The sequence below is a fragment of the Mannheimia pernigra genome (assembly GCF_013377995.1).
Taxonomy (GTDB): Bacteria; Pseudomonadota; Gammaproteobacteria; order Enterobacterales; family Pasteurellaceae; genus Mannheimia; species Mannheimia pernigra.
The window spans coordinates 1,864,577-1,887,538 of record NZ_CP055305.1 but is presented as its reverse complement, the minus strand read 5'-3'; the positions used below and the strand labels follow the sequence as shown (position 1 = coordinate 1,887,538).

General features: G+C 36.4%; 24 protein-coding genes, 1 tRNA gene and 1 riboswitch. Of the genes, 11 read left to right on the top strand and 14 right to left on the bottom strand.

Translation table 11 applies throughout. The annotated features are described in order from the left end of the window. Positions 1-60: 60 nt before the first annotated feature. The 4 genes from recQ to HV560_RS09045 all read right to left on the bottom strand — a co-directional run bounded on the left by recQ (position 61) and on the right by HV560_RS09045 (position 4,309). Positions 61-1,860, bottom strand: coding sequence for a DNA helicase RecQ (gene recQ, locus HV560_RS09060; RefSeq protein WP_176808748.1), 1,800 nt, complete (start codon positions 1,858-1,860; stop codon positions 61-63). Between the two features lie 123 nt (positions 1,861-1,983). Continuing rightward, entirely contained in the window at positions 1,984-2,289 is a 306-nt protein-coding gene (gene cyaY, locus HV560_RS09055) for an iron donor protein CyaY (RefSeq protein ID WP_159630624.1), read from the bottom strand. Positions 2,290-2,426: 137 nt separating this feature from the next. After that, entirely contained in the window at positions 2,427-3,458 is a 1,032-nt protein-coding gene (gene tsaD, locus HV560_RS09050; RefSeq protein ID WP_176808747.1) for a tRNA (adenosine(37)-N6)-threonylcarbamoyltransferase complex transferase subunit TsaD, read from the bottom strand. Positions 3,459-3,532: 74 nt separating this feature from the next. Beyond that, entirely contained in the window at positions 3,533-4,309 is a 777-nt protein-coding gene (locus tag HV560_RS09045) for an outer membrane protein assembly factor BamD (RefSeq protein WP_176812691.1), read from the bottom strand. Between the two features lie 141 nt (positions 4,310-4,450). On the opposite strand from HV560_RS09045, the gene rluD reads away from it, so the two are divergent. Then, positions 4,451-5,431 (top strand): 23S rRNA pseudouridine(1911/1915/1917) synthase RluD, encoded by a 981-nt coding sequence (gene rluD / locus HV560_RS09040; protein WP_176808745.1) that lies wholly within the window; start codon positions 4,451-4,453, stop codon positions 5,429-5,431. A 79-nt stretch (positions 5,432-5,510) separates the two neighbouring features. Continuing rightward, positions 5,511-5,633, top strand: coding sequence for an entericidin A/B family lipoprotein (locus tag HV560_RS09035; protein ID WP_159630616.1), 123 nt, complete (start codon positions 5,511-5,513; stop codon positions 5,631-5,633). A 51-nt stretch (positions 5,634-5,684) separates the two neighbouring features. Here HV560_RS09035 and HV560_RS09030 read toward each other — a convergent pair whose 3' ends face one another. From HV560_RS09030 to HV560_RS09020, 3 genes are all read right to left on the bottom strand, one after another. Continuing rightward, positions 5,685-6,392, bottom strand: coding sequence for a YwiC-like family protein (locus tag HV560_RS09030; RefSeq protein ID WP_176812860.1), 708 nt, complete (start codon positions 6,390-6,392; stop codon positions 5,685-5,687). 72 nt (positions 6,393-6,464) lie between these two features. Then, positions 6,465-7,439 (bottom strand): 6-phosphofructokinase, encoded by a 975-nt coding sequence (gene pfkA, locus HV560_RS09025; RefSeq protein WP_176808744.1) that lies wholly within the window; start codon positions 7,437-7,439, stop codon positions 6,465-6,467. A 112-nt stretch (positions 7,440-7,551) separates the two neighbouring features. After that, complete coding sequence (locus HV560_RS09020; RefSeq protein WP_176810191.1) at positions 7,552-8,742, bottom strand: aminotransferase class V-fold PLP-dependent enzyme; 1,191 nt, start codon at positions 8,740-8,742, stop codon at positions 7,552-7,554. 823 nt (positions 8,743-9,565) lie between these two features. Between HV560_RS09020 and HV560_RS09015 the strand changes: the two genes are divergently transcribed. The 7 genes from HV560_RS09015 to HV560_RS08985 all read left to right on the top strand — a co-directional run bounded on the left by HV560_RS09015 (position 9,566) and on the right by HV560_RS08985 (position 16,194). Next, entirely contained in the window at positions 9,566-9,721 is a 156-nt protein-coding gene (locus HV560_RS09015; RefSeq protein WP_176812690.1) for a hypothetical protein, read from the top strand. Between the two features lie 196 nt (positions 9,722-9,917). Beyond that, entirely contained in the window at positions 9,918-10,103 is a 186-nt protein-coding gene (locus HV560_RS09010; RefSeq protein ID WP_176810190.1) for a hypothetical protein, read from the top strand. A gap of 663 nt (positions 10,104-10,766) precedes the next feature. Next, on the top strand, positions 10,767-10,997 hold the full coding sequence (locus HV560_RS09005) for a hypothetical protein (protein WP_142778313.1): 231 nt from the start codon (positions 10,767-10,769) through the stop codon (positions 10,995-10,997). A gap of 11 nt (positions 10,998-11,008) precedes the next feature. Beyond that, positions 11,009-11,584, top strand: a complete 576-nt coding sequence (locus HV560_RS10485) for a hypothetical protein (RefSeq protein ID WP_337790773.1) — start codon at positions 11,009-11,011, stop codon at positions 11,582-11,584. Next, positions 11,479-12,165 carry a JmjC domain-containing protein gene (locus tag HV560_RS10480; RefSeq protein WP_337790853.1) on the top strand — a complete coding sequence of 229 codons (687 nt, stop codon included), beginning with the start codon at positions 11,479-11,481 and terminating at the stop codon, positions 12,163-12,165. Before HV560_RS10485 ends, HV560_RS10480 begins: the two co-directional genes overlap by 106 nt. 862 nt (positions 12,166-13,027) lie before the next feature. Further along, positions 13,028-14,107, top strand: coding sequence for an HlyD family secretion protein (locus tag HV560_RS08990; RefSeq protein ID WP_475440166.1), 1,080 nt, complete (start codon positions 13,028-13,030; stop codon positions 14,105-14,107). Continuing rightward, on the top strand, positions 14,107-16,194 hold the full coding sequence (locus HV560_RS08985; protein WP_176812859.1) for a peptidase domain-containing ABC transporter: 2,088 nt from the start codon (positions 14,107-14,109) through the stop codon (positions 16,192-16,194). The genes HV560_RS08990 and HV560_RS08985 overlap by 1 nt, the downstream gene beginning before the upstream one ends. A gap of 1 nt (position 16,195) precedes the next feature. On the opposite strand, the gene HV560_RS08980 is transcribed toward HV560_RS08985, so the two are convergent. From HV560_RS08980 to HV560_RS08950, 7 genes are all read right to left on the bottom strand, one after another. Next, a complete protein-coding gene (locus HV560_RS08980) occupies positions 16,196-16,861 on the bottom strand; it encodes a thermonuclease family protein (RefSeq protein ID WP_176812688.1) in 666 nt (221 codons plus the stop codon). 49 nt (positions 16,862-16,910) lie between these two features. Continuing rightward, positions 16,911-18,272, bottom strand: a complete 1,362-nt coding sequence (locus HV560_RS08975) for an alanine/glycine:cation symporter family protein (RefSeq protein WP_176812687.1) — start codon at positions 18,270-18,272, stop codon at positions 16,911-16,913. Positions 18,273-18,390: 118 nt separating this feature from the next. Next, positions 18,391-18,487, bottom strand: a riboswitch (glycine riboswitch). A gap of 175 nt (positions 18,488-18,662) precedes the next feature. Beyond that, positions 18,663-19,718: an AI-2E family transporter gene (locus HV560_RS08970; protein WP_159630596.1), complete on the bottom strand. Its 1,056-nt coding sequence runs from the start codon at positions 19,716-19,718 to the stop codon at positions 18,663-18,665. A 45-nt stretch (positions 19,719-19,763) separates the two neighbouring features. Further along, positions 19,764-20,177, bottom strand: a complete 414-nt coding sequence (gene ruvX / locus HV560_RS08965; RefSeq protein ID WP_176812686.1) for a Holliday junction resolvase RuvX — start codon at positions 20,175-20,177, stop codon at positions 19,764-19,766. Further along, the gene (locus HV560_RS08960) at positions 20,177-20,737 is read right to left on the bottom strand and encodes a YqgE/AlgH family protein (protein WP_176810186.1); all 561 of its coding nucleotides are present in this window, start codon (positions 20,735-20,737) and stop codon (positions 20,177-20,179) included. Before HV560_RS08960 ends, ruvX begins: the two co-directional genes overlap by 1 nt. Positions 20,738-20,742: 5 nt before the next feature. Then, entirely contained in the window at positions 20,743-21,474 is a 732-nt protein-coding gene (rsmE, locus tag HV560_RS08955) for a 16S rRNA (uracil(1498)-N(3))-methyltransferase (RefSeq protein ID WP_176812685.1), read from the bottom strand. 174 nt (positions 21,475-21,648) lie between these two features. Further along, positions 21,649-22,236 carry a YajG family lipoprotein gene (locus tag HV560_RS08950; protein ID WP_159630588.1) on the bottom strand — a complete coding sequence of 196 codons (588 nt, stop codon included), beginning with the start codon at positions 22,234-22,236 and terminating at the stop codon, positions 21,649-21,651. A gap of 87 nt (positions 22,237-22,323) precedes the next feature. On the opposite strand from HV560_RS08950, the gene HV560_RS08945 reads away from it, so the two are divergent. After that, positions 22,324-22,635, top strand: a complete 312-nt coding sequence (locus tag HV560_RS08945; RefSeq protein ID WP_176810184.1) for a BolA family protein — start codon at positions 22,324-22,326, stop codon at positions 22,633-22,635. 91 nt (positions 22,636-22,726) lie between these two features. Continuing rightward, a tRNA-Ser gene (locus HV560_RS08940) sits at positions 22,727-22,816 on the top strand. The last annotated feature ends 146 nt before the right edge of the window (positions 22,817-22,962 follow it).

Here is a 22,962-nt window from a genome sequence, read left to right as displayed (position 1 = left end):
AAGCGTGCAAATTCTATAGCATTTTCAATGTGTATGCAATAATAAACGCGGACTTAGTGCCTATTTTCGGTTGTTTTGATGTTCTTTGATTAATGCCATAAATGCTTGGCCAAATCGTTCAAATTTTCGTTCCCCAACGCCATTTATTTCAAGCATCTCGATTTTTGAGGCGGGTAAAAATTCCGCCATTTCCTGTAGTGTCGCATCATTAAAGACAATATAAGGCGGAATATTTTCTTTATCGGCAATTTGTTTACGCAAGAAACGAAGACGAGCGAAAAGATCTTTGTCATAACGGTGACTCGCTTGTTTTTGCATAAATGTAGTGGTTGAAATACCCAGACGTGGTAATGCGAGTTGTAATGTTTTTTCACCACGTAAGAAAGGTCTGGCGCTTTCGGTTAATTGGAGAGCCGAATGGTTCGCAATATTTTGATAAATCAGCCCTAAGTGAATCAGTTGTCGTACCACATTTTGCCAATAGTGCTGGCTTTGCTCTTTTCCGATACCATAAACTGAAAGTTGTTCGTGGTTGTGTTCACGAATTTTCAGATTATTCATTCCTCGCAATACGGCAATAATATGGTGTTGACCAAAGATTTGTCCTGTTCGGTAAATCACCGACATTACTTTTTGGGCATCAAGTAATCCATCATATTTTTGAGGCGGATCTAGGCAAATATCACAGTTTTTACAATCTTCTTGTTTGTGTTCGCCAAAATAATTAAGCAAGACTAATCGGCGACAGGTTTGCGATTCGGCAAATTCTCCGATAGCTTGTAATTTATGCTGTTTAATATCTCGTTGTTCGCTCTCAGGCTCTTCTAAGAGGATTTTTTGTAACCAGCTATAATCGCTTGGATCGTAAAAAAGCATAGCTTCGGAAGGGAGATCATCTCGTCCAGCTCTGCCTGTTTCTTGATAATAAGATTCAATCGATCGAGGTAAATCAAAATGTATGACAAAACGCACATTCGATTTATTAATTCCCATACCAAAGGCGATAGTTGCGACTACAATTTGAATATCATCTCGTTGGAAGGCATTCTGTACGAATTCTCGCTGCTCAAAACTCATTCCTGCGTGATAACCCATAACACTGATATTTCGTGAGGAGAGTTTTTCCGTAATCTCTTCCACTTTTTTACGGCTATTACAATAAATAATGCCACTTTTTCCTTGCTGTTTATTGATAAATTTTAGTAGTTGTTCAAGGGGCTTAAATTTTTCTTGTACCGTATAGCGAATATTGGGGCGATCAAAGCTGCCTAGATAGATATGAGGAGAATGTAGGCGTAAATGGTATAGAATATCTGCTCGTGTTGTTGGGTCAGCCGTTGCAGTTAATGCCATTAATGGCACGCTAGGAAACGTATTTCTCAATCTGCCAAGTAGTGTGTATTCAGGACGAAAATCGTGCCCCCATTGAGAAACGCAATGGGCTTCATCTACCGCAATAAAACTAATTTTACAGAGTGAAATAAAGTGGAAAAAGCCTTGAGTCATCACTTTTTCAGGAGAAAGATAAAGCAATTTTAACTGTCCCGATAGGGCTTTTTGTTCTACTAATTGCTGCTCTTCAAGCATTTGAGTGGAATTTAGATAAGCTGCTTCAATGCCGTGAGTAATCAGTTGATCCACTTGGTCTTTCATTAAAGAAATCAGTGGTGAAATAACAAGAGTAATCCCTTCCAAACAAAGTGCAGGTACTTGATAGCAAAGGGATTTTCCACCGCCAGTTGTCATAATCACAAGGCAATCACGATTTTCCAAGACAGCATTAATCACTTCTTCTTGCCCGTCTCGGAACTTTTGATAGCCAAAGACATTATTTAAAACAGAAATTGCGGTAGTGTTCATTATTTTATTATATGCAAGAAGCACAGCGTGTGCCTGCAAGCGGTTTATTTTGAGGAAAAATTTGCAAGTATTGTTAGCAAATGTGATTAAAAGGATGCAGGTGGTGCATCCTAAATTCAGTTATTAGAAAGAAACGGTTTCGCCATGTCGAATAAAAGCCTCTTCTAAATGTTGCCAGAAAGTATTTCCTTCATCGGTTACCCATTCGCCATCAACATTTTTAAAGTGAATACCACCTAATTTACTGGCAAGCCATAACTCTAGCATAGCCTCTTGTTTATTGATAATGATCTGTGATTTATCATCAAAAGTTAAAGTACAAACGGCACCTTGAATCTCGGTATCAATCGATAAACCTTCATCATCAATTTTCTCTTCAATTTGTTGCCAAACGTGCTCTACGGCTTGATGGAATTGTGCTATGTTCATTTTCTGTCCTTAAATCTTAATGTAGGTTATTGAAAGTCATCAATTTTATGATAGGGTTATCTAATATTCATATGTTGCAAGCGGTCAGATTTCTTTAAATTTTTGAAAAAGTTTAAAGAAATCTGACCGCTTGAAGTCTATTTCATTCTGGGTAGTTCTGTCATTGGCCAGCGTGGTTTTACGCTAATACTTAAATCAGTGCGTTCACCACTTTTTAAACGTAAAAAACCTGTGTAGGCAATCATTGCACCATTATCAGTACAAAACTGCGGGCGAGGATAAAAAACTTCGCCTTTTAGTTTTTTCATCATATCAGCCATATCAGCTCGAAGCTGTTTATTAGCACTTACGCCACCAGCCATTACTAGGCGTTTATAACCAGTTTGCTCTAATGCTCGTTTGCATTTGATTAAAATAGTATCCACAACTGCTTGTTGGAATGCGTGAGCAATATCACAACGAGTTTGTTCTTCTAACTCGCCATTTTTATTGAGATTCGCCCTAATAGTATTGGCGGCAAATGTTTTTAAACCTGAGAAGCTAAAATCTAAGCCTGGCCTATCTGTCATTGGGCGTGGAAATTTAAAACGATTAGGGGTAGCAGACTCGGCAAGCTTAGATAGTGCTACTCCAGCGGGGTAATCTAAGCCTAATAATTTACCTGTTTTATCAAAGGCTTCGCCTGCCGCATCATCAATCGATTCGCCTAAAAGTTCATATTGACCTACGCCTTCAACTTTGACTAATTGAGTATGCCCACCAGAAATAAGCAATGCTATAAAAGGGAATTGGGGGGCATTTTCTTCTAACATTGGGGCGAGCAAATGCCCCTCCATATGATGTACACCAAGGGCTGGCACATTCCAGGCATAAGCTAGAGAGCGAGCAATAGTTGAACCTACTAATAATGCACCAACTAAACCAGGACCTGCCGTATAGGCAATACCGTCAATATCACAAGGCTGAAGATTGGCTTCTTTTAAAGCTGCTTGGATTAACGGAAGTGTTTTGCGTATATGATCCCGAGAGGCAAGTTCGGGCACAACACCACCGTAATCAGCGTGCAGATCAATTTGGCTATAAAGCTGGTTTGCTACTAAGCCTTTTTTTCCATCATAAATAGCAACGCCAGTTTCATCACAAGAGGTTTCAATACCTAAAATTCGCATAATTTCCTAGTAAGCTTAAATAAGTCAGAAAGCCAAAAGGGGCGAACTCGCCCCTAATATTCTATTATTTTTAATTAGAATTGTTCGCCATATTCAGGTTTTGTCGGGATTGGTAGCGTTTTATTCTCGTATTCTTTAATTAATAGCTCCGTTTTTTGCTGAGAATCTTGAATACCTATTTGTCCAAATGCTTCTTTTAAATAAGGGAGTGCATTTTTAGTTGCTTCAGTATTTGGGTAGAAACGTAACATTTCTTCTACGCGGTTTACGACAGCAACATAAGCTTTTCGTTTGTTGTAGAATTTCACAATAGATAATTCGTGTTCTGCTAAACGGTTGAATAAATAGTTCATCCAGTTTTGGGCATCTTGTGCGTATTGGCTTTGTGGATAGTGTTTAACGATAGTTTGGAAATTGCCGTAAGCATTACGGACATTCACTACCGCACGAGAGGCTCTGTTTACCTTAAAGAAATCTTGCATAAAATTGTCACCTAAACGTGCATTTGAAAGGCCTGCAAGATAAAATACATAATCCATATTCGCCGCATTTGGATAAGTGCGAGCAAAACGTTCTGCAGCATCTAACGCTTTATAATATTCGCCGACTTTATACTGTGCATAAATTAAACTTAATTGAGCTTGTTCACCCAAGCCTGAATATTGAAAACCTTTAGCCCCCATTCCTTCTAAATAACGAATAGCAGAATTATAATCGCCATTTTGTAAATAGGTTTGCCCTTTGTTATAAAGATCTTGAGCACTGGATTGTTCGATGTCTTTATTAGAACTTGAGCAGCCCACAACAAGTCCTGCTAATGCTAATGTGGCAAGAGTTTTAAATTTACGCATATGTTTTACCTATAATGAAGTGTCTGAAACAAAAAGTTAATGTACAATAGCCTCAGACTAAGAATAACTTATGAAGTTCATCTCGCTATTTTATATAACATCACGCAAGTAAGCAAATGACTAATTAGGATTTATATTTTAATGACTACTCAACAAAAGATTTTGACAGCAGAAATTACTGCAGATTTATTAGGTGCTCGTTTAGATCAAGCGTTAGCACAACTTTTTTCAGACTATTCACGCTCACGCATTAAAGTATGGATTGAAAGTGATTTAGTTAAGGTAAACGGCAATATTGTCAATAAGGCACGAGAGAAGGTATTTGGTGGTGAAACTGTTGAAATCAGTGCGGAAATTGAGGAAGAAATTCGCTTTGAGCCACAAGATATTCCACTCAATATTGTATATGAAGATGACGATATTATTGTCATCAATAAACCGAAAGAGTTGGTGGTTCACCCAGGAGCTGGCAATCCAGATGGAACCGTATTGAATGCGTTGTTACATTATTATCCACCTATTGCTGAAGTGCCACGAGCAGGTATTGTGCATCGTTTAGATAAAGATACAACAGGTTTAATGGTGGTGGCAAAAAATATCCCAGCTCAAACGCATTTAGTTACAGCATTGCAAAAACGCCGTATTACTCGTGAGTATGAAGCAGTGGCAAGTGGTATTATGACTCAAGGTGGTAAAGTAGATGAGCCAATGGCTCGTCATTCTACAAAACGCATAGCAATGGCGGTACATCCAATGGGGAAGCCTGCGGTAACGCATTATCGTATTATGGAGCGTTTTCGTAACTACACTCGGCTGCGTTTACGCTTAGAAACAGGGCGTACTCACCAAATTCGTGTCCATATGGCTCATATTGCTCACCCATTATTAGGCGATCAACTATATGGTGGCAGACCTCGCCCACCGAAAGGAGCAAGTGAGGCATTTTTAGCGACTTTACGCAGTTTTCAACGCCAAGCATTACACGCGATTATGTTACGCTTAGAGCACCCAATTACAGGTGAATTAATGGAATGGCACGCTCCGTTACCAGATGATTTTGTTGAATTACTTCAAGTATTAAAAGAGGATTATAAGCTTTATAAAGATGAATTAGATTATTAATTTAGAGTGTTGCTTTTGTAATTTAAAATTGTTATATTGAAGCCGTTTTCATAACAAACAAAAAAATAAGGAGCGTTTTATGAAAAAATTAGTATTAGCAATTTTAGCAAGTGCAACTTTTTTAACAGCATGTAATACAGTTGATGGTGTTGGCAAGGACGTTGAGAAAGCTGGCGATAAAATCCAACAAGCTGCACAATAAGAATAATAAAAAAACCTCTGGAAGAACCCAGAGGTTTTTTTATAGGTTAAATTATAATATTAAAGCAATGAAAAAAATCAGCATAACAGGAAATTCTAACATTCCAATTTGTTTTACGTTTAACCCTAAACTTGGCACAATAATGGCACGAACAGTTGCAATTAAATAAGCAAAAAAGAGCGCTTGTAGTGAGACTAGGCTATAAGTTATCGCTAACAATAAGTGTGTTGCAATGCTGATCTCCATATAAATCGGGTTTTTACGCTCTCGTACCATACTTTTTACATAGAAAGTGGTGGCTATAAAAAAGAGTGTAGGGTGGAGTAAAACCTCAATGTGATATTGCGACGTCACAAGATAAGACGCTGCCATTCCTATTACCCCAAAGATTAAAATTCCTGCAATATCATTCCATAAATTCCGTTCATCTTTTTGTTTTGCAAAGTAAACTTGAATCAATCCAAGCGGTAGAATTATGATTAAAAATTGCAAAATAGCAGGTTGTTGATAAATCACAGGCAGAGCAAAGAATAAGCTTAAAGCAAAATAAATTTTTGCCCATTTTTTATTGCGTTCAGTGGTTTTTTTGCTAAATAGAGAAAGAAATGGGTAAGAGAAAAAATAGAGTGATAACCAAGAAAGTCCAAAGAATATGTGTAAAGTCATAAAACCATTTTTTATTACGGCATAAAGAAAAGGCAAAATAGCCATTGCTAATGCACCATGTTGGTTGGATATCACGGGTTTATCTTTTAACATCATTAATCCTTACATTTGAATATAAAAAGGCGACCATTTTAGTTTTAGTCGCCTTTAAAATTTTAAGGAGTGTTAGAATAATTTTCTAGAGGTCTCGTATAATTCCTCTTTAAACGGACGACGCATATTATTAATCGCATCAATAATATCGTGGTGAACTAATTGTTCATTTTGGATACCCACGCAGTGGCCACCAAAACCTTGAAGCAATAATTCTACGGCATAAACGCCCATACGGGAGGCTAAAATACGGTCGAATGCACAAGGTGTGCCACCACGTTGAATATGGCCTAACACCGTTGCTCGGGTTTCATTACCAAAGCGAGCTTCGATCTCTTTTGCCAGTGCGTGAACATCCGTCATTAATTCAGTAATTGCAATAATAGAGTGGCGTTTTCCTTTGCGGAATCCATCTTCAATGCTTTTCATTAATGCATCTTTGTCTAGCCCTTTTTCTGGTACGATCACATATTCACAACCACCAGCAAGTGCCGCACTCAGGGTTAAATCACCGCAATGGCGGCCCATAATTTCTACAATTGAAATACGTTGATGAGAGCTTGATGTATCACGTAGGCGGTCAATTGCAGCTAATGCGGTTTCTAATGCGGTTTGATAACCAATCGTATAGTCGGTACCCACAATATCATTATCAATTGTACCTGGAATCCCAATACACGGATAACCAAACTCTTCAGTTAAGAGTTTCGCGCCCATATAAGAGCCATCGCCGCCAATGACCACTAATGCATCAATATTATATTTTTTTAATGTTTCAACACATTTTTTACGAACTTCGGGGCGTTTGAAATCAGGAAAGCGTGCTGAACCTAAAAATGTACCGCCACGGTTAATCGTTTCTGACACGGAGTGTCTATCAAGTGGAAGGACTTTATCGTGATAAAGCCCGTAGTAACCATCTTGAATACCACAAACAGTTAAGCCTTCATTTAACGCTGAACGCACCACGCCACGAATGGCAGCATTCATTCCTGGTGCATCTCCGCCACTGGTTAATACCGCGATTTTTTTGATTTTTTTACTCATTTAAAAACACCTTGTTGATAAATTAAATTTAAAATGAAAACTGAGGTAAAGATTACAATATTCAGCCTTTTCATTCTACTAAAAAATGTGTATTTTTTGATTTAGCTTAGCTTTATTGTAAAATTTCCAACGCTAAATCTAAAGCGTTGAAAAAATGCTCAATATCTTCTTTTGTATTGTAATGAGCCAGAGAAAGGCGAAGCGTGCCACTTTCTTGTAAATAACGCAAATAAGGTTTCGCACAATGTTCACCTTGGCGGATAGCAATCCGACGTTGAGTAAGAAAAGCGGCAATATCAGCAGGGTGCTGATTTTCAATGATAAAGCTAATGGTTGGCGTATTTTGTTGCCCGATAATTTGCACATTTTGATAAGAATTTAACCGCTTGCGGGTGTATTCCGCTAACGCATAAAGCGGATTATTGAGCCTTGAAAGATCGAAATTTTGCAACCAAGCCAGCACTTGTCCAAAACCAATAATGCCCGCAATATTTGGCGTGCCAGCCTCTAAACGATAAGGCAAATCTGCCACAATCAGCTCATCTTCCGTAATGTTTTTCAACATTTTTCCGCCAAATACAAGCGGTCGAATTTGCTCCAAACTTTGCAATTTACCTGTTAGTACGCCCACACCGTTTGGTCCATACATTTTGTGTGCGGAAAAGGCGTAAAAATCAGCACCAAGTTTTTGCACATCAACTTGTTCGCAGCACACCGCTTGAGCTATATCCAACATAACTTTAGCGGAAGAATATTGGCGAATCATCGGAATAAGTTGCTCTGCCGCTTGGCGAACGCCTGTAACATTGGAAACCAAATTAAAGGCAACGATTTTGGTTTTTTTCGATAACGCATTTTTAAGTGCTTCAGGCTCAATTTGATATTTGTCATTAAGCGGTAACACAATAAGTTTTGCCCTGGTACGTTCTGCCAGTTGCTGCCAAGGAATAAAATTGGCGTGATGTTCTGCCACCGAAATCACAATTTCATCACCTTGCTTAATTCGATGTTCTAAGCCATAAGCGACTATATTGATACTTTGGGTTGTGCCACTCGTCCAAATCACTGCTTCACAAGTTTCTACATTGAAGCGTTTTGCAACTAAATCACGAGCCAGTTCATATTGTTCCGTTTGTGGTAAATCGTACTGACTGCGATGCACTGAACCCGCAGAGGAGTAAAACTCACTTGTTGCTTGAATAAGTACATTAGGCTTTAGGGTTGTGGCGGCAGAGTCTAAATATGTCCAACCATCCGATTTTTCAAAAAAGGGGAAGTGGGTACGGAATAGGGCGTTAGGCATAAGTTAATTCCTAGGATTTTTTTGAAAATTTAGTTAACAAGAAAGCACTTATTATAAAGAAATGTTTTGAGATAAGAAGCATTTCAAGAAATAAAAGGATTTATTTTGTTAACTTCCTGTTAAATTGTTGTTGACTAATAAAATTGTTTTTATAAAATCCATATAAAAAATATGGTCTATTTGGAGGGGTAAAAAATAAACGTTACTAACGTATGAAAAGAATAAGATAATCTATATTTTTTTAGAATGCTCTGAAATATATTCTATTTATTTTAACCTAAGGGAGGTTATATGAACTCATTTTTTAAAAATGCGAATAAAATCATAAATATGTTTTTGTTTTATATTTTTATATATTGTATATCTTTAATAATATCATCATTTTTTAATGTGCATGTTGCTTATTTTTATTTTGGAATATTATTTTTTAATTATTTTAAGAAAATAGTCACTTTTTTGTTAAAAGTGTGACGTTTATTTTTGCTGAGTTTTTAGTTTTATATTTAATGCTGTAATATGTTTGTATGTGAGGTTTTTATGTATCTTAAAGTATTGTTTTTTACATCAAGTATTTTGCTTCCTTTTGTATATAAGGATATTTGTATGTCAGCAAATAATAGTCTTTATTTTTTTATGAAAAAAACTATATGGAAGGTTTTGTTTTTTTCGATGCTGTCTAATTTTTTCTTTTTTATAAAAGATGGATATATGAAGGAACTTAATGTTTTATATATTGTGGAAGATGTTGTAAGTATAGTATTATTTTTAGAATTATTTTTAATATTGGTTTTTGTGATCAGAATTAGATTAAAGGGAGAATGAAATGAAAGAACTATCAATTTTACAATTAAGCTTAGTAGTTGGAGGGAATTCTGAAAATAAGGCTAATCAACCAGATCTTGTATCTTATGGCGTTGCTTTTGCTACAGGGTTTGCAAGAGGGGGGGGCTTTAGGCGGTTTATCAAGTACTTCTGTTAATTTAGCCCTTGATTTAGCGAGGAGCCTACCTATTACAATACATGAAAATTCTTTACCTAGCGGTGTAAAAGAATTAATTCCATCATCTTTACCAATAAAGCCTACGTTTGGAGTTCCAGGTAGAACGAATAATAACCAATCTGGCTCAAACTACGATTGTGGTGATGGTACATATTACCAAGATTAAGGAGATAAAATGAAAATTCAATTTCCAATTTCTTATCAAGAATTTCGTGAAAATTATTTTGAGAAGCAACCACTTTTAATGAAAGGTGCTATAGATCCGCAAGATTTGCTTTCTTGGAAAGCGATAAATGAAGTATTACCTCGTTGTGATTTACTTTCTGAAGATGCAATTAAAGTAATGTATAAAGTAGGTTGAAATACTTTAATGGAGAGAGTATGGTGGATTTTTCTATTTTGATATTAGTTATAGTATTGCCTGTTATTTTTGTGAAAGTTGTAGATGTACTGTTGCTTAGTAAGTTAGATATGAGTAAGGAAAAAAATGACAAATGCCAAATAATAATATATTTATTTATAATAATTTTACTTGGGACATATAAGAGCTATTTTATTTAAAAATAAATAAGAGGAGAGAAAATGAAAGATCTTAGTATTAAGGATTGTGAAATAATATATGGAGGCATAGCCCCTTTTTTGTGGTGGGCTGGTGCTGGTATTGCATCATATGTGGGAACTAAATTATACCACCCTACCACTAGTATTTTAGTTTATACGGCTAGATAAATATGATTTTTGAAAAAATATTACTTATATTGATTATCCCATTCATATTATCAAGAATTGTGTCTATTCTTCTTGTAAAGAAGATTGTAAAAAATAAAAATGTACAAGATGTTATTGAGGCTATAGTTCTAATAGTATTTGTTGTAATTATAAACATTATAGAGGAATATCTCTTATGAAAGAGTTAAAAATTGAGGATTGCCAATTTGTTTCGGCAGGCTTTGCACCTGTTATTGTAGGAGCTGTTGCTGGAGCTGCATATTATGTTGGGAATAGTATGATTTCTGGGTAAAAAATGACTTGGGAGAGTTTGGGAGCATCAGCTATAGGTGGGGCTATTGGTGGCGGTATTGGAGCAACAATGAAAGCTGGTGCGGTGACAGTGTCAACTTTATCTGCTTTAGGTGGTGGTATGGGGGAGGGCTTGTATAAAAGTACTTCTCAAGGTATCAAAAATAGTATTGGTATAAAGGCGAGTTGCAATCAATCAGGTTCGGATTATGGTGATGGATGTGATTATCAATAAGAGAGTATATTATGAAAATTCAATTTCCAATTTCTTATCAAGAATTTCGTGAAAACTATTTTGAGAAAAAACCACTTTTAATGAAAGGAGCAATATCTCAGAAAGATTTACTTTCTTGGAAGTCAATAAATGAAATATTACCTCGCTGTGATTTAATTTCTGAGGATGCAATTAAGGTAATGCATAAAGGGAAAAGGGCTCATAAAAAAGATTATTTAGAAGAATATAATGATCTAGGTGCTATTCGTTATAAATTTCAAGAGGAAAATTTATATAGTTTTTTAAGAGATGGAGCAACATTAGTCGCAAATGGTATTGTAAATGAACCAAGTGTTGATTGCTTCTCTCAAGAGATAGCTCAATTTACAGGCTGTCATATTTTTTCAAGTTTATATATTGCGTTTAATACTCAAAGATCTTTTAAAAGCCATTGGATAGTCGTGATATTTTTGCAGTTCAAATGCAGGGTAAAAAGCGTTGGATTATTCACACTCCAACATTTAAAAAACCATTGTTTATGCATCGTAGTAAAGATATGCCTGAATATGCTCCTAATCTTGATGATGTATATATGGATATTGTATTAGAAGCTGGAGATGTTCTTTATTTACCTCGTGGCTGGTGGCACGATCCTATTCCTGTTGGAGAAGAAACTGTGCATTTAGCTGTAGGCATTTTTCCTGCTTATACTCATAACTATCTGACTTGGGTATCTCAAAATATGGTTGAGAAAGAAATTGCCCGAGCTTCTTTATCGCATTATGAGTCAGATAAAGAGTTGATAGCACAGCTGGCAGAACACACAGCAGAATATATTAAAGATAAAGAGAATTATCGCAAATTTATTGAGAATTTTTATGATCAGAAGCGGATTGAAAAGCCACTTAATTTGGAAACTTTAGGAAATTATCAATATAACTCTATTTCGGAAAATCAAAAAATTTCATTTAAAACCAAAAATCATTACTTTGGTTATGAAAATAAGATAATTTCAAATGGATATGGTATTTCTCTTGACGAAGAGTTTGGAGATGTTATTAAATCTCTTAAACAGGGTTCGGAAGTTTCATTAAATGATATTTTAGAAAAAGTATCAGAAGATAAAAGAGAGAAGATTTCCCAGCTTATTTGGCAGTTATCTTATATTGGTGTGCTAAAATTAAGTTAAATGTGTGGGAATTTACATATATAGTTATTTTGTTAGCCTCTAATAGAGGCTAATATTAAAATAATTTATTAGGTTAAGCTATTTGTTCTCTATTTTTAATTATAAATATAGGTTATAAGTGAATGGGATGTTATTATTGATTCTTAGGGCGTTATTACCTTTAAATGTTATCTGCTTGTGTTAACTATCAAGAATATGAGAAAAAGGATGGTGAATGTTATTATTTTTCCTATGGAAGTGGAAAGGCAAAAGATTCTGTTAGGAAAAGAATAGAGTATAATAGATGTTTAAGAGAGAATAAGCCTTATTTCATAAGTGGCAATCATTGAATAATATATCTTGTCTGTATAGATGTAAGATTAATTAATGTATGTAACTAAATTTTATTGCGAGTGTTTTATGAGATTTGTTACTGTAATTTATATTGCGTTTATTTATTTTATGATTTACCGATTTGTTTATCCATTGTTACCATTCGAGTGTGGAGTGGCTATTTATGACATTGTGTTTTTTTCTTTCTGATTGCCTATTGTTTTCTTCAAAAACGATTGTGATATATTTTATACTTGTAGTGTTTAAATTTTTAATATGATTATTTTATTAACTTTATATTTTTTATAAAATTATATCTTTATGTATATAGAAATAAGAATGATAATGTAGTTGTATAAATTGGTATTATATGTTCAGAAAATAAGCTATTGCATATCAGTCAAAAAAATGGAAAAGCACTGCGGTACTATTTAGCAGAATTCCTGCTTGGTTTGTCTTTTTCATTTCTTTCTTTATTTTTGCTGCATTTATTTTATTTATTGTTTTTGGCAGTTATACCCGCCGTGAAACTGTTGTTGGTGAGTTAGTAATGCAAGCTCATCCAATTATTCTTTCTGCTCCTAAATCCGGTTATATATCCGAAAATTATATTCAGCCTCATCAGCAAGTGAAAAAAGGTGATCCTTTGTTTAAAATTACCTTAGACAGAATTACCCATAGTGGCAATATTAATGTGAATTCTATTCTTTCTCTGAAATCACAAATTCAAGCAACAGAACAAGCGATCACAGCTTTAAATAAGAATAAGTTAGAAACCATTAATAGCCTTGAAAATCAGATCAAAAACAATCAAAAAATTTATCAAGATAAACAGGTTTATTTAGTTGAAGTTGAAAAAACAATGAATGACTATGCCGATTTAGTAAAGCGTTATGAGAAATTATTAAAAGCAGGGCATTCCAGCTATGATGAAGTAAATATTCAGAAGAGTCGATATTTTCAACAAAAATCCCTCTTTAATGAATTAAAGCAAGAATTAATTCAATTAAAATCCACCCAACTTAGCTTGGAAAATGAAATTGAAACCCGTAAAACCGAATTTAATAATCAGATTATTCGCTATGAAATGCAAAAAAGCGATTTAAACATTCGTTTAATGGAATTTGAATCTGTTTCAGATATTATTGTGAATGCTTCAGTTGATGGAAAAATTGAAAGCATTAGCGTTACCGTTGGGCAAATTATTAAAGAAAATGACCCGCTTGCACAAATTCTGCCACAGAATAAAGGAAATTATCAGCTAGTGATGTGGGTACCGAATAGTGCCATTTCATTTATTAAACAAGGCGATGAGGTGAATATTCGCTATGAGGCTTTTCCGTTTGAAAAATTCGGGCAGTTTAAGGGCAAAATCACCTCAATTTCTACTTTACCCGCCTCTCTTCAAGAGCTGAGTTTTTATAAAAATCTCCCTGCAAATTTAGAGCAAGGTATTCCGCTTTATAAAATTTTAATTGAGCTTGCCGACCAAAGCGTAAAATATCACGATACCACCCTCTATTTTATGAGTGGAATGAAAGCCGAAGCCACGCTGTTTTTAGAAAAACGCAAGCTTTATGAGTGGATTCTGTTCCCTATGTACCAACTAAGCAAGAATATGGAGCAATAATGAAAGGCATTGAACAGTTAAAATTCGGCTTTCGGCGAAAAATGCCTGTCATTTTACAAACCGAAACGGCAGAATGCGGTTTAGCTTGCTTGGCAATGATGTTGGGGTATTACGATAAAAGTACCAATCTCTTTGAGCTGCGTAGCCAATATGGGACTTCCTCTCGTGGCGTCACGCTACATACTTTAATTTCTATTGCTAATGATTGTGGCTTTGTTACCCGCCCTCTTTCATTGGAATTAGATGAAGTACCGCAACTTCGTCTACCTTGTATTCTACATTGGGATTTTAATCACTTTGTTGTACTCACCCACGTAACGGAAACCCATTTCACGGTTCATGACCCAGCTTTCGGTAAACGAAAATTATCCCGTGCCGAATTTTCCAACCACTTTACCGGTGTGGCATTAGAAGTGTGGTCGGAAGTGAAATTTGAAAAGCAGAAAAATGAAAATACAATTAGCCTCTATGAAACATTCAAAGGTATTTCTGGTATTAAAGGGGCATTAGTTAAAATTTTTGCTCTTTCTATGCTGATTGAACTGATCGCATTACTTATGCCGATAGGTATACAGTTAGTGATGGATCATGTGATGCACGCTAAAGATCAGTCACTATTGCTGATTATCTGTATCGGCTTGTTTTTATTTACTTTCTTCAGAACTGCCGTCAGTATGTTTAGGGCTTGGATTTCGTTGAAAATGAACTACTTAATTGATTTTCAGTGGACATCAAGCTTCTTTTCCCATTTATTAAAATTACCGCTTGATTTCTTTGAAAAACGCCAAGTGGGTGATATTCACTCCCGATTTAGTTCATTAAAAACGATTCAGAAAACCTTAACTTCGAGCATTATTGCTACAATTATTGATACCATTATGATTATCAGCCTAATTATTATGATGGTGCTATATGGTGGTTGGCTGTTTTGGGTAGTGCTAGCCTTTTCCTTTATCTATTTTATTCTCCGAATGGTTACTTATTTGATTTACCGCCAAATGAATGAAGAACAGATTATTAAAGGAGCAAAAGCACATTCTCATTTTATGGAAACCTTATATGGTATCACCACCTTAAAATCACTAGGGTTAGAAAATAAACGCCAAGAGCAATGGATGTCGCTCAATGCCGATGAGTTTAATACCTCTATCAAAGTTACTAAATTTAATATGCTGTTTTCAGGTATTCATACCTTTATTTCCACCATTGAGCAAATTCTGATTTTATGGATTGGAGCTACTATGGTAATTGAAAATGTGATGACGCTAGGTATGTTTGTGGCTTTTAATGCTTATAGAGGTTCTTTCTCTTCCCGAATGGGAAATTTGATTGATATTATCTTTAATTTAAAAATCCTTTCACTTCATCGGGAACGAATTGCTGATATTGCTTTAAATGAGGTTGAAGATAGCAGCAAATATCAAATGGATTTAGACGAACATCAACAAGCTAAATTGGAAATTAAAGATCTCTGCTTTAAATATGACCCTTTTGCAAAAAATGTGATTGAAAATTTGAATTTAACAATAAATAGTGGTGAAAGTGTGGCAATTACCGCTCCATCAGGTTATGGAAAAACCACACTATTAAAATTGATGGCAGGCTTATTAAAACCGACTTCAGGTATGCTTTTATTTAACGATATGGATATTCACCAAATGGGTTCAAACCGTTACCGAACACACATTGCCTGTGTATTACAGGAAGATAAATTCTTTTCAGGCTCTATTTTGGAAAATATTGTTAGCTTTGAAAATCACTATGACAGAGAATGGGCGATGGAATGTGCTAAACTGGCGAATATTCACGAGGATATTATGGCAATGCCGATGAACTATGAAACGCTGTTGGGGGAGCTAGGAAATAACCTCTCCGGAGGACAACGCCAGCGGCTTTTTATTGCCCGAGCCTTATATAAAAAGCCAAAAATTCTATTGATGGATGAAGCCACCAGCCATTTAGATGAAGAGAATGAGAAGCTTGTTAATCAAGCTATTTCACAAATTAATATAACAAGGATTGTTATTACTCATAGACAATCTACCATTCAATCAACAGATAGAATTATTGCGTTGAATGAATGTTAAGTTAATGTTTACGTTTTGATTTCCAATAAAGTGTATTGCACGGAATGCCGTCATTGTTACCGTCTAGTGCTTTCCAGCCACATTGTTGAAAGTAACGTTTAGCAAGCTCGTAATTGTTAATTTGATTACACTTTAGTTTCTTATGGCAGTTGATAGCTTTAGGTAGATTTGCAAAATTTTTACGATTTTTGACCGCTTGTTGAGGCACGTTTTGTTTTCGCCATTCGCTTGGTGGAAGGGGAGAACTGTCTTGCCATAAGCCAACTCTCGCTGTTTTTGCCCGTTGTTGTGCTTGCTCATATTGAGGTTTGGCTGATTGATATGCCCACGCCATTCCCATTTCCACTAACTTCAAATTAACATTTTGCCCATTATGCAAATAAACTTCTGCTAAGATGCGTTGATAGTGGTCGTGGCCTTTTACCACAATTGTTACTTTTTTGCGAAACACCAATTTTAACAAGGCTTGTTTCGCACTATTGCCGTAGGGCTGAGGCTGTTCGGGAGCGTCAATATGCACCAAGCGGACCTTGAGCTTGCTTTTATTTAAAAGACAAGTTAAGGTGTCGCCGTCACTAATTCCCACTACTTTACACTGCAAGTAGCGGTCGGCTGCGTGGGCGCTTGATAGCAATAAAGCAAAAATCAGTGTGTAGAAAAATTTCATAAATAAAAAATAGAGGCAGAACACCCTCTATTTTATCCGTTTTTTTAGTTTATTTCTCTTTTTTCAGCCTAGAGAAGAAATTTTTTGTTTCCGCCAAAATCACTTTGCGTAGAGCAAGCAGGGCAATAAGGTTTGGGAATGCCATTAGGCCGTTGAGAATATCGGCGATCGTCCAAATGGTATCCAATTTTAAAAATGGGGCAGTGGCAATCAAACCGATAAACAGCAAACGGTAGAACTTCAGAAATTGGGTTTTGCCTTTGGTTAAGTAAACAAAGCAGCGTTCGCCGTAGTAGCACCAACCGAGAATGGTGGTGAATGCGAAAAATACTAATGCAAGCGTGACAATCACTGCACCAAACGAGCTATCTAAGCCTTGCGTGAAGGCAGTGGTGGTTAAAACCGCCCCTTTTACATCTGTTGTCCACGCCCCTGAAATCACAATCACTAAGCCTGTCATTGTACAGACGATAATGGTGTCTAAAAACGTGCCAGTCATTGAAATTAAGCCTTGTCGCACAGGCTCTTTGGTTTGGGCTGCTGCGGCAGCGATAGGTGCTGAGCCCAGGCCTGATTCGTTTGAGAAAATACCTCGGGCAACACCATATTGAATCGCTTGCATTACGGTAAAGCCGAACGCTCCACCAAGGGCGGCTTGCGGATTGAACGCCGCGTGAATAATGGTGGTAATTGCCGCTGGTACTTTCTCGGCGTGGATTAAAATCACACAGAGTGACGCAACCACATAGCCAATCGCCATAAATGGTACGATAATTGTTGCAATTTTAGAGATGCGTTTCACGCCCCCTAAAATAATTACCGCAACCACTAAGGTTAAAATAATGGCACTGAAAATAATCGGCACATCAAAGGTAGATTCCAAAGAGGCGGTAATGCCGTTTACCTGTGGGAATGTTCCTACGCCGAGTAGGGCAACCAGTACACCGAAAAAGGCAAAGGCTTTAGCAAGCCAACGCCATTTTTTGCCCATTCCTAATTCAATATAGTACATCGGCCCACCTGCTACAAAGCCTGCTTTATCTTTAGTACGATATTTAATCGCAAGCAAGCCTTCAGCGTATTTAGTTGCCATACCAAATAGTGCAATAAGCCACATCCAAAATAATGCACCAGGTCCGCCCGAATGAATAGCGGTAGCTACACCGACAATGTTCCCCGTCCCGATAGTTGCGGCAAGCGCGGTAGAAAGCGCTGCAAAAGCTGAAATATCCCCTGATTGCCCTTTTCCTTTTTCAGGCTTGAACATATAAACAAAAGCTCGTCCAAGTTGACTTAATTGAATGCCTTTGAGTGAAAGTGTGAAGTATAACCCTACGCCTGATATTAAAATCAGTAGTGGAGCTCCCCAAATAATATTGTTGATTTGATTAAGAATTGCGTCTAATGACATTAAATACTCCTCGTAAAAATAGCTTACAAGGAAAGAAAAGCAGGAATTAGAATACAAGCGGTCAAAATCAAGCCATTTTTTGCAAATGTAAAAATGCTGTACCACTAAATAGATTTTACTTTTCTCCCCTGTCCTTTTGCCTGAGCGTTTCACACATTATTGTATTTTCGCCTTCGGCGGCTGATATTTAATCAGCTCTCTCCAAGGGTTCGTCCAGTAACTGTCCTCGCAGCTCAAAATTAAAGCTGCACCTGAAAGAGTTTACCTCGTCGGTGAAATGTTAATTCATTTCTCTCCAGCTACCTTCATCCGAACAATCTTATTTATTTAATTTTAGAAATAAAAAAGAGTGGCAGATTTTAGCAACTCTTTTTGTCGCGTCAAGCAAATTTAGCGGTATTTTTTGCCTCTTGGTACTTCTTCTAAATCACTGAATAATACCGCATATTTTTTTGTGCTTTTGTTTGACTCTAATGCTACTTTACAAGCCATTGTTAAAGGAACAGAAAGTAGCATTCCTACCGCCCCAAGCAGCCAACCCCAAAACAGTAGTGAAAGGAATACCACGAGAGTTGAAAGCCCTAATTTTTTGCCCATTAAGCGAGGCTCTAGGGCATTGCCTATAATCATATTAATTGTAACAATCCCGATTAATGTACCAAGCCCTATTGAAAGACCGTTAAGTAAAAACGCTTGAATAATAATTGGAATGCCTGCTAAAACGGAACCTATATTAGGAACATAGTTAAGTAGGAAGCTAAACATTGCCCATAAAATTGCGTATTGTACGTCTAATATTTCTAATAAAATCCATACTAAAAGACCTGTCAGCAAGCTTAAAAATGTTTTAACTCCAAGGTAGCCAATCACACCTTCTAGCACCTGATTGATATACTCTTTTTCATTGCGTAAATCATCATCGTCACTCAAGGCTAAAGCCAGTTTGTATTTAGCCACGGGCATTTCCATTAGCATAAAGATCACAATTAAAAACACCACAAAAATATTCGATAATGTGCCAGAAAGCCCAAACAGTAAAGAGCTCACCAAATTCATAATTGAGCTTGGATCAAATTTACTCATCAGTTCTTCTTGTGAAATATGAATAGGCAAATTCCATTCTTGAGCAAATACTAAAAGCGAACGAACTCGGGTTGATAGCTGTGTTTTGTATTGCGGTATTGAGCTAGTAAACTCTTGCAATGAGCTATTAATAATGCCTGCAAAAAAGGTAAAGCCTAATAGAATAACAACGAGCAAGAGCGTAATTGCTAACCACAGTGGAATTTTCCGCTTCATCATAAAATTAATCATTGGCGAGCAAATTATCGCAATGAAAAGAGCGAGCAGAAACGGTATGACAATTTCGCTAGATAATTTAATACCCGCTAAAATAATAATGCTTGCAGCAATTGAAACTAAGCTGCGACTAGATGAAAATATCATAAATATCCTTTTACAAGCGGTTAAAAATGGTAATTTTTTTGCAAATTACTGATTTTCAAACCAACTTTCTAAAATTAAACAAGCGGAAATAGAATCCACTTTTCCCTTTTTTAATGCTTTGTAGCCACCTCGAGAAAAAATTTCAGCTTTTGCCTCAACCGTGGTTAAGCGTTCGTCTTGTAACTCAACAGGCAAATTAAAACGTCCATTTAAACGGTTGGCAAATTTCCTCGCACGTTGAGTTAAAGGCTGTTCTGTTCCATCCATATTTAACGGTAAACCAACGACTAATCTATCGGGCTTCCATTCTTGCAATAGTTTACCGATTTCTTCCCATTTGGGAATACCATCTTGGGCTTTGAATGCACCCAAACTTTGAGCAGTGCCAGTAATGTTTTGCCCGACTGCACACCCAATGCTATTTGTACCGAAATCAAATGCAATTAATATTTCAGACATTAGGCTCTTCCCGCTCTAGCTGGTAGACCTGAAATGCCCATCATTTCATAGGCGGTTGACCACCGCTCTAAATAGCCTGTTTCAAACAACGTTTTTTCATTCGCCTCAGACACAATCCAATAATTTTGAGCAATTTCGTGCTCAAGTTGGTTAGCCTTCCACGTTGAACAGCCTAAACAAACAATAAATTTTTCTGGCGATTCTGGCGTACCGAAAGCGTTTAATACATCGCCTGATGTGGTGAGTGTAATTTTATCCGTGATTGGATAAGTATGGATAAAATCATTTTCCGTCTTGGTGTGGATAATAAAACCACGATCTTGATTGACAGGTCCGCCGCTTAACACCATTTGATCTTTATTATAATCACGCTGATTTGCCATCTGGAAATCCATTCGGGTAATCAATTCTAGCACTGAAAGATCCGTGGGGGTATTGATGACAACACCCATTGCCCCTTGCTGATTATGTTCACAAATATAGATAACGGTGCGTTCAAAATAATCATCATCCATTTCTGGTGTGGCAATTAAAAATTTACCTTGTAGATTTTCTAGCATGAGTATTAAATGTCTCCAAAACAAACTTGCAGGGCGGTGATTGCAGCAAGTGAGGCAGTTTCTGTGCGTAATATACGTTTACCTAACAGAACTTCAGTAAAGCCCTCATTTTCTGTCATCATAATTTCTTTAGCAGATAATCCCCCTTCTGAGCCAATCAATAAACGAACTCCCGAACTTGGCACATTTGACAGTTCGCGAATGGTATATTTTGCTCTTGGGTGAAGATTTAGTTTCAGCATTCCATCTTGCTCTTTGCACCAATCGGTGAGTTTCATCATCGGGCGAATTTCAGGAATTTCGTTTCGCCCACATTGCTCGCAAGCTGCAATCGCAATTTTTTGCCATTGTTGCAGTTTTTTATCTTGTCGTTCATCATTGAGCTTCACGCCACAACGCTCTGACCAAAGTGGCGTAATTATTTTTACGCCCAATTCTACTGATTTTTGAATGGTAAATTCCATTCTATCGCCTCGAGAGATGACTTGCCCTAAATGAATTGGCAAATTGGATTCCCTATTATCTAATTCACTGGAAGAGATTTTTGCAATAATTTGCTTTTTTTCGACCGCTTGTAAAGTCGCATTAAATATATGGTTTGAACCATCAAATAAAATAATTTGCTCCCCAGCTTTCATTCGCAACACTCGTCCAATATGATTGAGTGCATCTTCACTTAACATACAAGTTTGCTGATTTGCCAACGGCTCTGGGTGGTAAATTCTTGGGATTCTCATTTTTATATCTATATAAAATATCCAAGGCATATTCATTTTTTTACGATTGTATTAAATGGAAATGCCCGAATAGTAAATTAAATTTTGTAGGCGATGTTTAGCTTCTCAAAACAAGTGGTTAAATTCCCTCAATTTTACAAAAAACTAAGGGAATTTAACCGCTTACAAAATAACTTATTTGAATTGATGAATTGCAGCTGCGATTTCATTGTCGTTATAAATCGCTTTCACAACGTCAGAATAGGCTTGATCTAAGACTTTTTTGATTTCATCATTATTTGCATTAAATACAGATTCATAACCACGTGTTGCGTTGAAGTTTTTGCTGAAATTTCCTTTTGGTCCTTGAACTGTGACTTCAACACCGACTTGTGCATCCGCTTTGTAGCGTAGATTACCTTGTTCAATAGTGGCAAAGAATCGGCGAATATTAACCGTTACATTGGCATTTGCTGCACCTTGCACAATTTGGAATCCTTTTGCGTTAAGGTCTTGTTGCACCGCTTGTTGGAACATTGCGGCTACTTCAGGCACAGCGGTTAAACGAATAAGTTCGCCATTTTTGATATAGCTTGCAATTTCGCGAGAAGTGCGTAAGTCTTGTGTCATTACATTCACGGCAGCAGTTTGATTATTTGTATTAAACACAGCGGTTGGCGTTGGTGTTGCAAAAGTTAAAATATTTGATTGGCTTTGACAGCCTGCTAATAAAGCAGCTGCAAAGGTAGTTGTGAAAACTAAGGTTTTTTTAGATAATTTCATAATAAATCCTTCTATTTACTAAATTATGGGAAAATTTTTCCTAGTATAGTATCATTTAGCCATTAATTTTCAATGAAAGAGAAAAAAATGTTAATAGAACAAGCCATTATTGAGAAAATCAACAAAGATTTTTCGCCAATTCTGTTAAATATCGAAAATGAAAGCTATATGCACAGTTCAGGTAGAGGCGCTGAATCTCATTTTAAGCTCACTTTAGTCTCGGATAAATTTGAAGGCAAGAGAGCAGTAGCTCGTCATCAAGCAGTTTATGCTTGTTTGAACGAAGAATTAAAAAATGGCGTTCACGCATTAGCACTGCATTTATACACCAAAAGTGAATGGGCTGAAATAGGCGGTGTTGTGCCGAAATCACCGAATTGTTTAGGTGTTGGACACTAATTATCTCAAAATTGATTTAATTTATTTTGTAAAGAAAATACTTGAAATTATATAGCAATATTGCTATATTTACGCCCTCTTTATGTTGTTAGGTGAGATGTCCGAGTGGTTGAAGGAGCACGCCTGGAAAGCGTGTATATGGGAAACTGTATCGGGGGTTCGAATCCCCCTCTCACCGCCATTAACAGTGAAAGACTCCTTACTGTTTTCATAGATATTTCCTTGATTAAATAAAAAAGTAAAATGCTTTTTTATTTTGAGATTCTCCCCAAGTATATTCACTTGGGGATTTTTTATACTTAATGGCTAGAAATAATAAAGAGATTC

Coding starts and splice junctions, on each gene's coding strand:
- recQ (WP_176808748.1), bottom strand. CDS start 1,860: ATGAACACTACCGCAATTTCTGTTTTAAATAATGTCTTTGGCTATCAA.
- cyaY (WP_159630624.1), bottom strand. CDS start 2,289: ATGAACATAGCACAATTCCATCAAGCCGTAGAGCACGTTTGGCAACAA.
- tsaD (WP_176808747.1), bottom strand. CDS start 3,458: ATGCGAATTTTAGGTATTGAAACCTCTTGTGATGAAACTGGCGTTGCT.
- HV560_RS09045 (WP_176812691.1), bottom strand. CDS start 4,309: ATGCGTAAATTTAAAACTCTTGCCACATTAGCATTAGCAGGACTTGTT.
- rluD (WP_176808745.1), top strand. CDS start 4,451: ATGACTACTCAACAAAAGATTTTGACAGCAGAAATTACTGCAGATTTA.
- HV560_RS09035 (WP_159630616.1), top strand. CDS start 5,511: ATGAAAAAATTAGTATTAGCAATTTTAGCAAGTGCAACTTTTTTAACA.
- HV560_RS09030 (WP_176812860.1), bottom strand. CDS start 6,392: ATGTTAAAAGATAAACCCGTGATATCCAACCAACATGGTGCATTAGCA.
- pfkA (WP_176808744.1), bottom strand. CDS start 7,439: ATGAGTAAAAAAATCAAAAAAATCGCGGTATTAACCAGTGGCGGAGAT.
- HV560_RS09020 (WP_176810191.1), bottom strand. CDS start 8,742: ATGCCTAACGCCCTATTCCGTACCCACTTCCCCTTTTTTGAAAAATCG.
- HV560_RS09015 (WP_176812690.1), top strand. CDS start 9,566: ATGAAAGAACTATCAATTTTACAATTAAGCTTAGTAGTTGGAGGGAAT.
- HV560_RS09010 (WP_176810190.1), top strand. CDS start 9,918: ATGAAAATTCAATTTCCAATTTCTTATCAAGAATTTCGTGAAAATTAT.
- HV560_RS09005 (WP_142778313.1), top strand. CDS start 10,767: ATGACTTGGGAGAGTTTGGGAGCATCAGCTATAGGTGGGGCTATTGGT.
- HV560_RS10485 (WP_337790773.1), top strand. CDS start 11,009: ATGAAAATTCAATTTCCAATTTCTTATCAAGAATTTCGTGAAAACTAT.
- HV560_RS08990 (WP_475440166.1), top strand. CDS start 13,028: ATGCAAGCTCATCCAATTATTCTTTCTGCTCCTAAATCCGGTTATATA.
- HV560_RS08985 (WP_176812859.1), top strand. CDS start 14,107: ATGAAAGGCATTGAACAGTTAAAATTCGGCTTTCGGCGAAAAATGCCT.
- HV560_RS08980 (WP_176812688.1), bottom strand. CDS start 16,861: ATGAAATTTTTCTACACACTGATTTTTGCTTTATTGCTATCAAGCGCC.
- HV560_RS08975 (WP_176812687.1), bottom strand. CDS start 18,272: ATGTCATTAGACGCAATTCTTAATCAAATCAACAATATTATTTGGGGA.
- HV560_RS08970 (WP_159630596.1), bottom strand. CDS start 19,718: ATGATATTTTCATCTAGTCGCAGCTTAGTTTCAATTGCTGCAAGCATT.
- ruvX (WP_176812686.1), bottom strand. CDS start 20,177: ATGTCTGAAATATTAATTGCATTTGATTTCGGTACAAATAGCATTGGG.
- HV560_RS08960 (WP_176810186.1), bottom strand. CDS start 20,737: ATGCTAGAAAATCTACAAGGTAAATTTTTAATTGCCACACCAGAAATG.
- rsmE (WP_176812685.1), bottom strand. CDS start 21,474: ATGAGAATCCCAAGAATTTACCACCCAGAGCCGTTGGCAAATCAGCAA.
- HV560_RS08950 (WP_159630588.1), bottom strand. CDS start 22,236: ATGAAATTATCTAAAAAAACCTTAGTTTTCACAACTACCTTTGCAGCT.
- HV560_RS08945 (WP_176810184.1), top strand. CDS start 22,324: ATGTTAATAGAACAAGCCATTATTGAGAAAATCAACAAAGATTTTTCG.